We start from the raw sequence: 16,283 nt of genomic DNA, 5'->3' as shown, positions 1-16,283 counted from the left end.
TTTAGGGTATAGCAAAATTAAATACCCTATTTTGGCGGATTACTTTGTGTTAGCGGGGAATCTACAGGAGGAAAAGTTTGGCGAGCGAAAATAAAGCAAGTGTCGATTCCAAGACGAGCAAAGAAGAACAACAAGACTTTAAGATTGATGAAGACATTGATGCTCAAGACGTTGATGCTAATGTTGATGCGCCAATGGATCCAGACGAAGATCACATGGATTTAGAAGATTTTGATGAAATTCACGATGATCTTGATGTAGACGACGTAGACAACTTGGACGATGTTGACGACATTAATAATCTAGACGATATCTCTGAAGACGAAGACGGCGAAGAAACGGACGAAAACAAGTCAGAAGCTCCGCAAGTTCCTCAAGCAAAAGGCGCTTTTATTGTTCGAGATGACGACGATGACGATAATTTAACTCCTTCTGGAAACCCAAAGCGTCGAGTAATCGCTACTGGAGCTACGGCAGATCCTGTTAAAGACTACTTAAAGCAGATTGGTCGCGTTAGCCTTCTTAACGCGGAGCAGGAAGTTGATTTGTCGGAGAGAATCGAAGCTGGTTTGTATGCTCAGCATTTGCTTGACACGCAAATCGACCAAATGGAGTTTAAGCGCAAGCGCGAGCTTAAGTGGGCTGCAGCAGATGGTAAGAAAGCTAAAGATCATCTTCTAGAAGCAAACTTGAGACTTGTTGTTTCGCTTGCTAAAAGGTACACAGGCAGGGGCATGCTTTTCCTTGATTTAATTCAGGAAGGTAATCTTGGCTTAATTCGTGCAGTAGAAAAGTTTGATTGGAAGAAGGGCTTTAAGTTCTCAACGTATGCAACTTGGTGGATTCGCCAGGCGATTACGCGTGCTATGGCAGATCAGGCTCGTACAATTCGAGTTCCAGTGCACATGGTGGAAGTTATTAATAAGCTTTCTAGAGTTCAGCGCCAAATGCTTCAAGACTTGGGTCGCGAGCCTACGCCAGACGAGCTTGCACGCGAGCTTGATATGCCTGTAGAAAAGGTGCAAGAAGTGCAAAAGTATGGTCGTGAGCCTATTTCTTTGCACACTCCTTTGGGCGAAGATGGCGATTCCGAGTTTGGTGATTTGATTGAAGATACCGATGCAATTGCACCATCTGATGCTGTAGCATTCTCTCTTTTGCAAGAGCAGTTCAGGCAGGTTCTTGAAACATTAGCTCCTCGGGAGGCTGGCGTTATTAAAATGCGATACGGCTTGGAAGATGGTCAGCCTAAGACTTTGGATGATATTGGTCGCGTGTATGGCGTTACTCGCGAACGCATTCGTCAAATCGAGTCTAAAACAATGTCTAAGTTGCGTCATCCTTCTAGGTCGCAAACCTTGCGTGACTTCTTAGATCAGTGATTTTGTAACGTTATATTGCAAAAGTGTCGTGTTTCTACTTTAGTTAAGATGCGACACTTATTGCTTAATAGTTAGCTTATATAAGGGGTAGAAGTGGTCTCTAAAGAGCAAGAGCAATATGATGCCGACAGTTTGACAGTGCTAGAAGGCTTGGATGCTGTAAGAAAGCGTCCAGGAATGTATATTGGTACTACAGACAGCCAAGGATTAATGCATTGCCTTTGGGAGATTATTGACAATGCGGTTGACGAGGCTTTAGCTGGAGCTTGTGACCATATTGTTGTTACTCTTCACGATGATGGCTCTATTGAAGTTGCAGATAACGGTCGTGGCATTCCAGTAGACGTGGAGCCAAAAACAAAGCTTACAGGCGTTGAAGTTGTTTTAACTAAGCTTCATGCTGGAGCAAAGTTTGGTAACGCTTCATACAACGCTGCAGGCGGTTTGCATGGCGTTGGATCTTCTGTTGTAAACGCGTTGAGTTTGAGATTAGACGTAGAAGTAGATAGAGACGGAAAAACGCATCATATGGCTTTTCATCAGGGGCATCCTGGTGTGTATAGCGATGCAGATCCAGAAAATCCGTCTCCAGCTTCTCCGTTCAAGCGCACGCGTAAGAACAAGCCTACTGAATTAGAGATTATTGGCACAGTTTCGCCAAAAACTACTGGTACTCGAGTTAGATATTGGGCAGATCCCGAGATTTTTAATTCAACAGCTCGCTTTAGTTACGAACAGTTGATTGACAGAGTTCGTCAAACGAGCTTTTTGGTTCCAGGTTTGCGAATTACTGTTATTGACGAGCATGTGCCAGAAGGCGAATTTAGCGATATTCAAGAAGTTGACAGTAGTTCTGGCGATGATGCGAATATTGATGCGAATGCTAGCGATTTAACAGATGATTTGACGTTTAAGGATGAATCGCAAGCAGCCGAAGATGATGAATCTAATGAGATAAATCAAACTGAATCGGAGTCAGAAGAAGCTCAATTATATGGCGAATCGGAAGCTGAATCAGATAGCGAAATCGAAGAATCCACCGAGCAATCTGTTGCAAATAGTGAGTCTGCTAGAGAATTGCAAAATAATCATCATCCTAGAGTTGTTGAATTTTTGCACAATGGCGGAGTAAAAGATTTTGTTGACTTTCTTTCAAAAGGTCAAGCAATCTCCGATATTTGGCGAATTACAGGCCAAGACACTTACTTGGAAGAAACGCAAGCTGTTGATGCTGCAGGAGATTTGCATGCTCAACAAGTAACGCGTAAATGCGCTGTAGACATTGCAATGCGTTGGGTAAACGGCTACGATTCAACGATTGTTAGCTTTGTGAACGTTGTTGAAACTCCTGGCGGAGGTATGCACGTAGACGGATTCTTGCAAGGATTGACTAAGCAAATCCGCAAGGCTGTTGAAGACAATGCTAGAAAGCTTAAAGTAAATCTTAAAGATTCAAACACTAAGATTGAGCGAGACGATATTCTAGCTGGAATGGTTGCTGTTGTAACAGTTCGCATAGCAGAGCCTCAATTCCAGGGTCAAACTAAAGATGTTCTTGGAACTGCTCAAGTTAAGCCAATCGTTACAAAAATGACGGATGCTCAATTCGGCGAGATGATTAGTGGGTCTAAGCGAGGATTCAAAGAGCAGTCTGCTAGAGTTTTAGAGAAAATTGTTTCCGAGATGCACGCGCGTATTCAAGCGCGTAAAACTAAGGAAGTTACTCGCAGAAAGAATGCGCTTGAGTCTGCTTCTATGCCGCCGAAGCTTTCTGATTGCCAGCCTGGAAACGACGATGTTGCAGAACTTTTCATCGTTGAGGGCGATTCTGCGCTTGGTACTGCAAAAGCTGCTCGAAACTCTGCTTTCCAAGCGCTTTTGCCAATACGCGGTAAGATTTTGAACGTTCAAAAAGCAAGTCTTGCGCAAATGCTTTCCAACAAAGAGTGCGCTGCAATCATTCAAGTTGTTGGAGCAGGGTCGGGCGCAAGTTTTGATATTTCGCAAGCGCGTTATAACAAGATTGTTATGATGACCGATGCAGATGTTGACGGCGCGCACATTCGTATTTTGTTGCTAACGCTGTTCTACCGTTATATGCGTCCGCTTATTGAGCACGGGCATGTTTATGCTGCTGTGCCGCCTCTTCACAGGATTGCGCTCGCTGGAAAGCACAAAGGCGAGTATATTTACACGTATTCCGATGACGAATTGGCTGGAAAGCTTGATGATTTGCAAGCTAAGGGCATTGATTTTAACAGCGATATTCAGCGCTACAAGGGCTTGGGCGAGATGGATGCTGATCAGCTTGCAGACACCACTATGGACCCTAGAACGCGCATGTTAAGAAGGATTCGTATGGAAGATGCTCAACAAGCAAGCGAAGTATTTGATTTGCTAATGGGCGATGACGTTCCTCCACGCAAGCAGTTTATTGTTGATAACGCAGACGACTTTGATCGCTCCAAAATCGATACCTGATTTTGTTATGTATTATTTTATGAAGGGGCGTTCGCATTGCAAATATGAAGAACTAGGTTGGGGAATTTTATGATTAACCTTCTTCTTGCAATTATCTATTTAGCATTTATTAGCTTGGGTTTGCCAGATGCTCTTTTAGGATCTGCTTGGCCGACTATGAGCCACGATATTGGCGCGCAAATTTCTTGGGCTGGCGGAATATCAATGGTTATTTCTGCAGGAACTATTGTGTCTGCTCTATTGAGTGACAGAATAACTAAGCGATTTGGCGTAGGAAAAGTTACTTCTGTATCTGTTGCTTTAACTGCGTTGTCATTATTGGGTTTTTCTTTTGCGCCGAATTATCTTGTGCTTATTTTTCTGGCAATTCCGTACGGACTTGGTGCTGGAGGAGTAGACGCTGCTCTTAACAACTATGTTGCTTTGCACTACGAAAGCCGTCATATGAGCTGGCTTCACTGCATGTGGGGTATTGGAGCTTCAGCTGGGCCTTACGTTATGGGTTTTGCGCTTTCTTGCGGATTTGGATGGTCTGCAGGGTATCAATATATTGCTATTGTTCAAGTTATATTAACTGTAATATTGTTTGCAAGTTTGCCATTGTGGAATAATCGTAAATCGCATAAATTACTAAAACCTATTCAGATATCTAAAGAATATTCTAAAACGCTATCTTTTGCAGAAGTTTTGCGCATTCCTGGAGCTAAAAATATTTTTATAATGTTTTTCTGTTACTGCGCTATTGAACAAACTGCAGGATTATGGGCTAGTAGTTACATGGTTTTGCACGGGGGAGTTATCCGCGTTGTTGCAGCGGGTTGGGCAAGTTTATTTTATGTTGGTATTACAGCAGGACGATTTATAAGCGGATTTTTGACAATGCGTTTTAATGATGAAACCATGATTCGTCTTGGGCAACTAGTGATGATTTTAGGCATTATTGTATTGTTATTGCCATTGCCAAATCATATAGCATTGGTTGCAGGATTTGTGATTATTGGTTTAGGTTGTGCGCCTATTTATCCATGCATTATTCATTCCACACCGCATTATTTTGGAGCTGATAAATCGCAAGCGATTGTTGGCGTGCAAATGGCTAGCGCATATATTGGATCAATGCTAATGCCTGCAATCTTTGGGTTTATTGGTCAAAACGTGTCTATGTCTTTGCTGCCAGCATATTTGATTATTTTGCTATCTGCAATGGCGTTTATGCATATGAAATTGATTCGGACTTGCAAAAGTTTAGTATGAAAATATTTTTGTGTGATTGTTTGCTGGTTTTGGTTTAAGATTTATTAAGATTATTGTGAGTTTGGTTACATTTGATTGCTATTGAAAGTGTAAGTTGTAGAATATGTGAAGATTCAAACTAATACTGTTAAGCACATGTATTATATTTGTTTTAATCGCTAATAATTTTAGAAGAGTTGGTTTTGCAAGAGGAAAAAATGAGTAAGAGAACTAACGTAATTTTGACTAGCGCTATGATGGGTATTGCTACTGCTGCGTGTGCTTTTTGCGTAGCGCAAAGTGCTAATGCTGTTGAAACTTCAACTGCTTCTGGTGTTACTACTACTGTAAATTCTTCTGCGGTAGATTCTGAAACATCCATTGGGGGGGGGCTTTAGATAGCACTTCCGTAAAACCTTCTGAAAGTATTAACTCTTCAAATTCTAACGAAACTGAAAAAACTAACGAAACTACAAAATCTGCTAAATCTGCTAAAACTTCTGAATCTGTAACTGATACTGAAAATTTTGAAACTAATAAGATTACGCAAACTCTTATAGATGTAAGCAATACTAATCTTCCAACAAGTAATCGTGGAAGTATAAATGTACATGAATCTGCAGAATCTAGGGAAGCTTCAAATGATTCAAGTAGCACAAATGATGCATCTTTAACTTGGACGCGTGACGACTTTAATATTTCTGCCGATGGTAAAACTGTTGGTGGCAGGAAAGATGTTTATCATCCTGAAACGAATGAAACAGTAAATGAATATGTGGATGGACTTAGCGCCAAAGGCAAGGAAAAGCTTAAGAAAAATCATCACATAGTTATTCCTGAAGGTATTGAAGTTATTCATGAATGTGCTTTTACTGGAAGTGCAAAGCAGGTTGGGAATAAGCATGAACACATTGATGGCGAAACTTATATTGAGGGTGTAACTCTTCCGCAGTCTCTTAAGATTATAGAATATGGCGCTTTCGGTTGGAATAAAATTAAGGGAACTGTTGTTATTCCAAAAAATGTTATTTCAGTAAGCAATGCAGCCTTTGTTGCTAATGAAATTGAAAAAGTTGTGTTTGAAGGTGTAATTGATGGAACTGGCAAAGAGCATGATACGGATGCTGACCCGTATTATCTTGCTGGAGTTGGTAGTGTTGCTTTCCAAGGTAATAAAATTTCTGAAATTGTTGTAAAAGGTAATTTAGGACAATATAAGTTTCGCTCAGGGGAAAATGATTCACCGTTTGACAATCAAAATCCTGGACCTTTTACTATTGAGGTAGGAGAGGAATATAAGCGCCCTATTACAATTACTCAAGAAAGCTCTGGTCATACAATCAGTGTTATGGAGGGTTTTGAGGAGAATGGGAATCCCGTAACGATTGACCGCTCTCCATATTTTAAGAAAAACTCTGATGGCAAATATGTAGCAGTGAAGACTGGCACCCTTGAAGGTCAGTGTATATTTTATGATTTTGTTAATAATATGCCTAGGATGATTGGTAGATCGCACTTTACCTACAACATTATTCCTAAGGCTAAGATCTACACTGTTACTTTTGTAAATGGCAATAATTCTAATTATGCTTCTGTGCAAGTTAAGGAAGGCAAAAGCATAAGTGAAAACAGTGTTGCAGGTCAGATGATGCCATCGGCACCATCTAAAGAAGGTTATACTTTTGTAGAGTGGAATGCCGACTCTACAGGTAAGGATAAAAGCAAAATATTTACTGATCAAACTCCAGTAAAAAGTGATATGACGGTTTATGCTATTTATACACCTAAGCCAGCTCCTGCTCCGATTCCAACGCCTGTGCCAACGCCTGTGCCAACGCCAGATACGACGCCAGATACAGATGAAGAGCAAACTCCAGCTCCAGATTCTACGCCTATTATAGATTCTGTTCCTTCGCATGGGCAAGAATATACAAAGAATCAAGATTATTCGTTTGATGTAAAGAAACAAGATGAAGCGCCATCGAAAATGCAGATTCACGCTAATTCTGCTAAGTATTTGCCTGAAACTGGCTCTTCAGTGGCTATGGCCATGAATTCTTTGTTTGCATCTGTGTTTGCAGGAATTTTGGTACTTGTAGGAGCTAGAAAATCACGCAGTAGCTATTCCAAGCATGCTCGCAAAAACTAGCTACAAAAATCGCAGCTATAGCATACGTTGAAACAATGGCATAAATGGCGTAACTACACAACGTAACTAACCAATATGCGCAATAGGGGAGACTAGCTCGGTTCCCGATGCATCCCTTCGCATATCTGGCTTAGGTAGCTCTACATTTGCTCCACGTTGTGTAGTTGCGTAAAGCGGATAGTTTCCAACATATGCATGCAAAAGTGTATTTTGCCCCTTAAGGAATCGCTGCGATCGCACGCCTCCCGTGCCGCGACCCTTTGTAGGGTACATTTCTAGCGGCGTAATCTTTGCTGCTCCGTTTTCTGTTCCAGCAAGCGCGTCGCTGTCTCCAGCAAGAGTGAAAACTACGCTTCCAGAAGCAGAAAATAGTCCGTTTTGCCCTTCTTCGTAGTTCCATTCAACGTCATTTTTAGCAACTACAGCAAAAGCAGAAACAACGCATCCTTCGTTAAGCCTAATTCCTGCCATTCCAGCAGAGCTTCGTCCTTGTGCGCGCACTTGCTTTGCGTCGAATGTAAGTAGGGAAGAGTCGCTGCTTATAAACACAATCCTGTCTTCGTCTTTTGCAAGAGCTGCTCCGATTACTGAATCATTATCTTTTAAGTCAATAATGCTCCAGGAATCCATTGTTGTTGGCGATTCAAAATTCCATCGTTTTACAACGCCATTATTTGTTCCGATTGCAAGAGGAGTTTTAGAAGATGTAGGAGTTTTAGAATCATCGCTTAATGCAATAGCAGCTACGACTTTTTCTCCTCTAATCGGGTCTGTGCTTTGAGTGGAAGTTAGCAATTCGTTTGCTTTAACTCCATTAGAAAGCGATTCTAAAACGTCTTCGTTTCCTTGATTTAAGTGTGGTAAATCTGCAACATGCGCTATTACTAATCGACCTGCGGATGTTATTAAAGCGTAGTTTGCGCGAGTTGTTGTTTCAAACACGCTTAAGCATGGAGTGTCAAAAACATTTGAAGAATGTGATTGCCATCTATTAAATGTTTCAACGCTTGTTCTTGCTATAAGTCCAGATGTGCTCAAAGCTACAGCGCACGGATCGTCGCTTAATTGCAAAGCTATTGCAGAAGCATCGCTGCTCCCAGACTTTTTGGCGGCCAGAGCAGCTGCTGCAACGTCTGCTTGAGTGCTTGTAATCTTATTAGCTGCAATAACTGCATCCATTGCTAAATCATTGTTTGCAACTTTAGTGTTTTTAGTACAAACAGGCGTAAAACTGCCGTCTTCTTGCTCGTCTAAAAGAATAGTTCTGCGAGGAGTATCCCACTGTTTTACAGCGTAATCCATTTCTGCAATTACAACTTTGTCTAACTGATTTGCAGAGCTTAGAATTTCGTTAAGCTCATCTATTTTTTGCAATAAGTCGTTTTTTTCGCCTTCTAGCTCGATTCGACTCATTTTTGTAAGTCTTCTAAGCCTTAAGTCAAGAATGTATTGCGATTGAATCTCGTCTAAATCAAATACGCTAATAAGCTTTGATTTAGCGGTTTCTGCATCTTCGGAAGACCTAATTACTTGAATCACTTCGTCAATGTCTAGCATTGCAAGAAGTAAGCCTTCTACAAGGTGCAATCTTTCTTTGGCTTTGTTTAGTCTAAATTCGCTGCGTCTTCTAATAACGGTTCTTCTGTGCGAAATCCACACGTCTAGGAGCTCGCGAAGCCCCATTGTGTGCGGCCTGCCGTCTACTAGTGCAACGTTGTTAATTGTAAAGCTTTCTTGCAGCGGAGTGTGCTTAAAAAGTTGCGCAAGAACAGCGTTTGGGTCGAATCCTGTTTTTATTTCTATTACGATTCGCGTTCCATTGTGCCTATCTGTTAAGTCGATTGCTCCAGATATTCCGTCTAGTTTGCGCGCTTTTATACCTTGAGATATGCGTTCGAGCACGCGCTCTGGGCCAACCATAAATGGCAATTCTGTAACAATAATCGCCTTTTTGCGTGCTGTAACGTTTTCAATATGCGTTTTTGATCTTGTTGTAAAAGCGCCTCTTCCAGTTTCGTACGCTTCGCGGATTCCGCTGCGCCCAATAATTATGCCGCCGCCTGGCCAGTCTGGACCTGGAACTATTTGCATTAAATCGTCTAGAGTAGCATTTGGGTGCTTCATAACGTATTTTGCTGCAGCAACAACCTCTCCAAGATTGTGAGTAGCCATGTTTGTAGCCATTCCAACTGCGATTCCAGAAGCTCCATTTACAAGCAAGTTTGGTATAGCAGAAGGCAAAACTGTTGGCTCTTTTAGCTTATTGTCGTAGTTTGGCGCAAAATCAACAGTGTCTTCGTTAATATCTGCATTCATTCCAAGCGCTGCTGGAGCTAGTCTCGCTTCTGTGTACCTGGATGCTGCAGGGCCGTCGTCTAAGGAACCAAAGTTTCCATGACCGTCAACCAATGGGAGTCTAAGAGAAAACGGCTGAGCCAAGCGCACCATTGCTTCGTAAATCGCGGAATCTCCATGCGGATGCAGCTTTCCCATAACTTCGCCTACAACGCGAGCAGACTTCATATACGCGTGATCTGGCGTAAGATTCATGTTTCCCATTTGGTACACGATTCTGCGCTGTACTGGCTTCATTCCGTCTCTTGCGTCTGGCAATGCGCGCGCGTAAATCACAGAATATGCGTATTCCAGAAAAGATTTGCTCATCTCTTCGTTAAGCGGCGTTTCAACAATATTCTCTTTAACCTTTCTAGGGTCGAAGGCTGCTTTTGTTGACTTGCTGCGTGAAGGCATAATTTTGAACTCCTTGAAGTGACTTACAAGCCTTTATAATACCAATTTATATGCACAAATGTTTGTTAAATGCTTATTTTCTTGCCATTTTAGTGGTGATTTTTCCTGTGATTTTAGTTGCGTTTTTCCTTGCGATTTTTCTTGCGATTTGAATCTAACTTTAGCGCTAACTCGAATTTAACTTTATATGTAGTCTTTTTTAACTACAATGTAGCTTATGACTATTGAGATTCCACAATTGGATGACTTGTTGAAGTTTGTTGAAAATAGCAAAATCCGTGACGCATACAATAATCCTAAATCTGCTCTTCATCTATCTTCGATTCTTCCAGCTCTTAGTGCTTCTATAGGATCGCCAATTTGCACACAAATCCATAAAAATCCTGATTCTTTGCGAGATTTGTTTGGGTTTCCTAAAGTAAAAAGTGCTGTTGTTGTGCTTGTGGATGGTCTTGGATATTGGAATCTTGCTATTAGAAAAGGTCATGCTCCATATTTGCGTGCTCTTCTTAACAACAGCGCAAATCAGCGCCCTATAACAACTTGCGTTCCTAGCACTACGGTTGCAGCAATGGCCACTTTTGGCACTGGGACTTGCCCTGGTCTTACTGCAATGACAGGATACACTCAAAAAAATCCTAAAACTGGCGCATTATCTCAATTAATCCAATTTAGGGATGCTCCAAATCCATTAGATTTGCAACGTCAGCCTACAATATTCGAGTCGCTTTCTAGATTGGGTGTTAGAGCAAACCACGTAAGTCTTTCAAAATTTGAGGATTCTCCTTTAACTCAAGCAGCTTTTAGAGGAGCTAAATTTATAAGCGGAACAACTGCTAGAGCGCGAATTATGAATGCTGCAAACAGCACTAAAACGCCTGGTTTAACGTATTTGTATCTTAGAGATATAGACAAAATCGGTCACAATTATGGTTGGAAATCCGAGAATTGGGTTTCTATTTTTGAGCAGATAGACGCACAATTAAATCTTTTAAGAAAAAATTGTCAAAAAGGCACTCTAATCGTTATTACGGCAGACCATGGAATGATTGAGTCAAATCCAGATTTGAAAATAGATATTGCAAAAGATAGTCGTCTTACTAAAGGAGTTAAGCTTGTTGGGGGAGAGCCTAGGTCTGTTATGCTATACGCGGAAGATGGCGCAAATCCAGAAGACATTGCGTTAAGGTGGACTAATGTTTTGCAAGATAAAGCGCGTGTTAGAACTAAAGAGCAAGCTGTTAAAGATGGCGTTTTTGGAGAAATCAGCTCGCTTGCGCTAAGCGTTATTGGAGATGTTCTTGTTCAAGCAAAGTCATCTGTAACAATCGTTGATTCTAGAATCGAAACAGAAAAAGCCATGAACTTGCCGAGTGTTCATGGCTCTATGAGCGCAATGGAAATGGATATTCCGTGCTTAGTTGATATAGCTTAATTTACGCTAAATCATCCTTCGCCAAAAAGAATCTCATCCCAGCTAGGAACAGCTGCACGGCTGCTCTTTTTGGCTTTAGAATGTTCGTTTGCGCGCGCTTTAGTAGACTTTGGCGTTTGCGCAGACTTTGGCGCTTCTATCGAAACAGTTTTGTCTGCTTGAACGTGATTATCTTTTTTATTTTCTTGATTTGCTTGTTTTTCTTCTTCGTTGCGCGATTCACTATTAGAGCTATAGCTAGAGTTATTGCTAAAAAGCGCATTTGCATTGTTGCTAGCTTTGTTCAAATCGGAATTGGACGAGTTTGCTATATTCGATGCGATTTGTACGGCATTTATACTGTTAGATACAGCATTTGCATCCACTTGGTTCTCGCTATTTGCAACTAAAGTACTTAGATTATTGTTTTGCTCGTAGCTTTGCAAAGAATCTAAAGGATTTGCGTTATTTTGGTCTAGTGATTTATTCGCATTGTATTGTTCTTGTGCGTTTTGTGCGTTTGCGTTTTGCGCATTTTGGTCTTGCTCATTTTTTGCATTTTGCGCTTGCATTGCAACGTTTGCAACATTTGCAAGGTTCTCACTATTCCTTGATTCCCATTGAGAAACAGCGCGCTCTATTCTTGCAGAACGAATTGAGTTTCCTGGAAGATCTTCGTTTGCAAATGGGAAGCTAATGCTTACAGTATCTCTATAAGTTCCGCCAAATTGTGACTTCTTGGAAGAATCATTATTCATAACTTCTTCGCCAAGTAACAATCTTGCAGAAGGATTAGCGCAAGCAACGGAGTTATCATGCATGTTCCAAGTCCACTCGGCTTTTATTGTGCGAGTAGCAGTGTTGAATTCTGCTGTTATAAGCCATGGTTCAAGTCCGCGTCTTGTGGCACGCCACTTTACTGTTTCCATTCCAATATGCGCTTTTGCAAGAGTGCGCTCAATTAAATCCGAAAGAGTTCGCATATTGCTTTGTTTAGGCGCTGGAACAGTCAAGAATTGTTCAATAGCATATTGCTTTTCGGTTTCTACTCCGCTTGAGAATCGTCTAACTTGAGATTCGCTTACGTTGTAGCGCTTTGCAACATGTTCTGGTTCTAATCCAGCGCGTATTAAAGCTTGAATTTGAGATATAGGCAGAGTTGCTGTAGTTGCATTTGGCGAATCGTCCGATTTGCCAGTCGAGTTAACTGTATTTTGATTACGTCCATCAACATTTGTTAGTTTTTTCGACTCGGCGATTGCGCGCTCCAGCGTGTCGTCAACATGAATTTTTAACGGCGTGTTTTCAAAAATAAAAATTAAATCGCCATTATTATCCACATGATCGAAACTCGCCTCTTTTGGCGGATTTTCAAGCATTGCGCACCACTTTCCTCGCTTTTAACGATACTTATAACATACTTTAGTCCATAGTATGCCTTCTTTGCCATTTTCTATTAATAAAAAAGCGAGTATTCTATGCGGGGTAGCTTTCATGTATGCTATGCGCGTAGGTAGATTTAGACTAATTGCTATAAATAGTGCTAATCGCTATAAATAAAGTAGAAAAGTAGTTTTAAGCAATAAGTAATCTTAAAAACGAAAGGACCATAATGGCACAGGATTATGATTCTCCTCGTAGTAAAGACGAAGACGAGGAGTCGTTGGAAGCATTGAGCAAAGGCTCTCAAAATTCTGCAAACGATATAGACGATGACGAAAACGCTATTGCAGAAGATTACGAGTTGCCAGGCGCAGATCTTAGCAACGAAGATGCATCTGTTACAGTAATACCAATGCAAGGTGATGAGTTCATTTGCTCCGAATGCTTCCTTGTAAAGCACAGAAGTCAGCTCGCTCAAATGTCTCAAGACGGTCAACCGATTTGTAAGGAGTGCGCAGCTTAATGGCTTACGATGATACCTATACGGGCCCAGAGCAGGTGGAAGTTCTTATTAAATATTTGAACGATGGAACAGATAGCCAGGCTGCAATGGAGCATCTTTCTTACGCTCATGCGGGAGATGCTGGAGCGGATTTGCGAACTACGCAAGACGTTACCTTGCGTCCTTTTGAGCGCGCTCTAGTGCCGACTGGCGTTGCAATCGCCTTGCCTGCTGGATACGTGGCTTTGGTTCATCCGCGTTCTGGTTTAGCTGTAAAACAGGGTGTTACTGTTCTTAATGCTCCAGGAACGATTGATGCTGGGTATCGTGGAGAGATTAAGGTTCCATTAATCAATATGGATCCAAATAATACTGTGCAATTTAATCGTGGAGATCGCATAGCTCAGCTTGTTATTCAACGTTATGTTGAAGCTAGGTTTGTTGAAGCAAGTCAGCTTCCAGGCTCCGATAGATCCACTAAAGGATTTGGCTCTACTGGCGTGCAATGAGGTGACATTCAATGGGAGAATCTCAAGAAGATATTAAAGGCGCTAATATGCTCGGGTGTGAAATTAGCGAAGATATGCGAGACCCATTGCGTCCTATATTGCAAATGTGCAAGTGGCATCATCCCGATGAAAACATGGATATTTTGCATAAGGCGTATAAAAGAGCCGTAAAGCAGCATACTGGTCAAAGGCGTAAATCGGGAGAGCCGTACATTATTCACCCTCTTGCTGTAGCTCAAATTTTAGCTGATCTTGGAATGGGTCCTATTGTTGTTGCTGCAGGATTATTGCACGACACTGTAGAAGACACAGATTACACGCTAGAAGAGTGCAGAGCAGACTTTGGAGACACGGTTGCTGGCCTTGTAGATGGCGTTACAAAAATATCCAATATGGAGTACGGCGAAAGCGCTCAAGCAGAAACAATCCGCAAAATGGTTGTTGCAATGAGCCGAGATGTGCGAGTGTTAGTAGTAAAACTTGCAGATCGATTACATAATGCGCGTACGTGGAGGTACGTTAAGGCGTCTAGCTCGCATAAAAAAGCTCGAGAAACTCTAGACGTTTATGCTCCGCTTGCAAATCGACTCGGCATGAATGCTATTAAAACAGAGCTTGAAGAGCTAAGCTTTAAGGTTTTATACCCTAAGATTTATAACGAAATCGTAGTGTTAGTAGCTCGAAGAGCTGGCCAGCGAGAAGTATATTTACGTCAAATTCTAGAAGAAATCAACGAAGATTTAAGTGCGCAACATGTTAAGGCTTCGGTTAAAGGGCGACCAAAAGATTATTTCTCAATCTACCAAAAGATGATTGTTCGCGGTCATGATTTTGAAAATATCTATGACCTTGTAGGCGTTAGAATAATCGTTGATTCTATTCGAGACTGTTATGCGGCTCTTGGCGCAGTTCACGCGCGTTGGAGCCCTGTTCCAGGCCGATTTAAGGACTACATTGCTACTCCTAAGCTAAATATGTATCAAAGCTTGCACACTACTGTTGTAGGCCCTGGTGGAAAGCCTGTTGAGATTCAAATTCGCACATGGGATATGCATAGGCGTGCTGAATTTGGTATTGCTGCACACTGGAAGTACAAAGCAAATGGCCAAGCTGGTCGAGCTTTAAGCAAGCCAGATAAGGGTGATGTTAAGCGCGAGCAAGAAGAAAACAAAGAGCTTAGCGAATTAGATAACTTAAAGTGGATTCAGCAGCTTGCAGATTGGACTAGCGAAACGCCAGATTCCGACGAATTCTTGGGTTCTTTGAAGCAAGATCTTGGAGCTTCGGAAGTCTACGTGTTTACTCCAAAGGGAAGTATTGTTGCTCTTCCGCAAGACGCAACACCAGTTGACTTTGCTTATTCTGTGCATACGGAAGTTGGTCACAGAATGATGGGCGCTCGCGTAAATGGAAAGCTTGTTCCACTAGATACAAAACTTAACAATGGAGATACTGTAGAAGTTCTTACATCTAAGTCCGATACTGCTGGTCCTTCGCGCGATTGGCTCAGCTTTGTAAAAAGCCCTAGAGCTAGAAATAAGATTAGGCAGTGGTTTAGCAAGGAACGCCGTTCGGAGGCCATTGAAGAAGGCAAAGACGAGCTTACGCGCGCTATGCGTAAACGTAACTTGCCTTTGTCTACTTTGCTCACTCCGCAAGCGTTAATAGGCGTTGCGCAAGAGCTTAATATTACTGCTAACGTAGAAGCCGTTTATGCTGCGATTGGCGAAGGTCAGGTTTCTACACAAAATGTTATTTCTCGTCTTGTTAAAGATGCAGGAAGCGAAGAAGTAGCAGAAGAAGCGCAAGAAGAGGCGCTTCCGCTTAGAAGAGCAGAGCGTAGTCGCAAGTCTAACGGCGTTCTTGGCGTTTCTGTAAAGGGTGTTGGAGACGTTTGGGTTAAGCTTGCGCGCTGTTGCATGCCTGTTCCAGGAGATGACATTGTTGGCTTTATAACAAGGAATCAGGGCGTTTCTGTTCATAGAACAGATTGCCAAAATATGATTGATTTGCAAAAGTCGCAATCGGAACGTGTTATTCCTGTTCAATGGACAAGCGACAAAGGCTTGTTCCTTGTTAAAGTTCAAGTAGAAGCTTTGGATCGTCAGCATTTGCTTTCAGATGTTACACGAGTTCTTTCGGATCATGGCGTAAATATTCTTTCGGGAACGATTGCTACTGGAGACGATCGCGTTGCTACAAGCCAATTTACGTTTGAAATGGCAGATCCTCAGCATTTGAACACTCTTCTTGCTGCAATTCGTAAGATTGATGGCGTTTTTGACGTTTATAGAATTACTGGTGCAAAAGATAGTGCGGAACCGCGACTTAGAAAAATGGAACGCGATTAAACTGCGACTAAACAGTAACTAAATCGTAGCTAAAGCGCAACTAAACAATAAAACTTCCAGTCAAATAATCCTTTGGCTGGAAGTTTTATTATTGCAATTCTTATACTATTTTTGCTTTATTTTAGCTA

The 16,283-nt window shown here is 41.7% G+C and carries 9 protein-coding genes and 1 pseudogene; 8 read left to right on the top strand and 2 right to left on the bottom strand.

What is annotated here, in order from left to right:
• Positions 1–77 precede the first annotated feature (77 nt).
• The 4 genes and pseudogenes from HXT23_RS03485 (at position 78) to HXT23_RS03470 (ending at position 7,245) form a co-directional block, all read left to right on the top strand.
• Complete coding sequence (locus tag HXT23_RS03485) at positions 78–1,382, top strand: RNA polymerase sigma factor (protein ID WP_422112686.1); 1,305 nt, start codon at positions 78–80, stop codon at positions 1,380–1,382.
• Positions 1,383–1,475: 93 nt separating this feature from the next.
• Complete coding sequence (locus tag HXT23_RS03480; protein WP_422112685.1) at positions 1,476–3,863, top strand: DNA gyrase/topoisomerase IV subunit B; 2,388 nt, start codon at positions 1,476–1,478, stop codon at positions 3,861–3,863.
• Positions 3,864–3,932: 69 nt separating this feature from the next.
• Positions 3,933–5,117, top strand: a complete 1,185-nt coding sequence (locus HXT23_RS03475; RefSeq protein ID WP_422112684.1) for an MFS transporter — start codon at positions 3,933–3,935, stop codon at positions 5,115–5,117.
• Between the two features lie 197 nt (positions 5,118–5,314).
• Positions 5,315–7,245 (top strand): annotated as a pseudogene (locus HXT23_RS03470) (InlB B-repeat-containing protein).
• Between the two features lie 66 nt (positions 7,246–7,311).
• On the opposite strand, the gene HXT23_RS03465 reads toward HXT23_RS03470, so the two are convergent.
• Positions 7,312–9,996 carry a DNA gyrase/topoisomerase IV subunit A gene (locus tag HXT23_RS03465; protein WP_422112683.1) on the bottom strand — a complete coding sequence of 895 codons (2,685 nt, stop codon included), beginning with the start codon at positions 9,994–9,996 and terminating at the stop codon, positions 7,312–7,314.
• A gap of 217 nt (positions 9,997–10,213) precedes the next feature.
• On the opposite strand from HXT23_RS03465, the gene HXT23_RS03460 reads away from it, so the two are divergent.
• Positions 10,214–11,431: an alkaline phosphatase family protein gene (locus tag HXT23_RS03460; RefSeq protein WP_018642368.1), complete on the top strand. Its 1,218-nt coding sequence runs from the start codon at positions 10,214–10,216 to the stop codon at positions 11,429–11,431.
• 11 nt (positions 11,432–11,442) lie between these two features.
• On the opposite strand, the gene sepH is transcribed toward HXT23_RS03460, so the two are convergent.
• Positions 11,443–12,789 (bottom strand): septation protein SepH, encoded by a 1,347-nt coding sequence (gene sepH / locus HXT23_RS03455; RefSeq protein ID WP_004132125.1) that lies wholly within the window; start codon positions 12,787–12,789, stop codon positions 11,443–11,445.
• Between the two features lie 233 nt (positions 12,790–13,022).
• Between sepH and HXT23_RS03450 the strand changes: the two genes are divergently transcribed.
• From HXT23_RS03450 to HXT23_RS03440, 3 genes are read left to right on the top strand one after another with little or no spacing between them, the layout of a single operon-like run.
• Positions 13,023–13,316: a DUF4193 domain-containing protein gene (locus HXT23_RS03450; RefSeq protein WP_004132126.1), complete on the top strand. Its 294-nt coding sequence runs from the start codon at positions 13,023–13,025 to the stop codon at positions 13,314–13,316.
• Positions 13,316–13,804: a dUTP diphosphatase gene (dut, locus tag HXT23_RS03445; RefSeq protein WP_004132127.1), complete on the top strand. Its 489-nt coding sequence runs from the start codon at positions 13,316–13,318 to the stop codon at positions 13,802–13,804. The genes HXT23_RS03450 and dut overlap by 1 nt, the downstream gene beginning before the upstream one ends.
• Positions 13,805–13,815: 11 nt before the next feature.
• The gene (locus HXT23_RS03440) at positions 13,816–16,155 is read left to right on the top strand and encodes a RelA/SpoT family protein (protein ID WP_004574583.1); all 2,340 of its coding nucleotides are present in this window, start codon (positions 13,816–13,818) and stop codon (positions 16,153–16,155) included.
• Positions 16,156–16,283: the final 128 nt, after the last annotated feature.

The sequence above is a fragment of the Gardnerella sp. DNF00257 genome (assembly GCF_049262745.1).
GTDB lineage: Bacteria > Actinomycetota > Actinomycetes > Actinomycetales > Bifidobacteriaceae > Bifidobacterium > Bifidobacterium piotii.
This window is presented reverse-complemented; position numbering and strand designations above follow the sequence as displayed.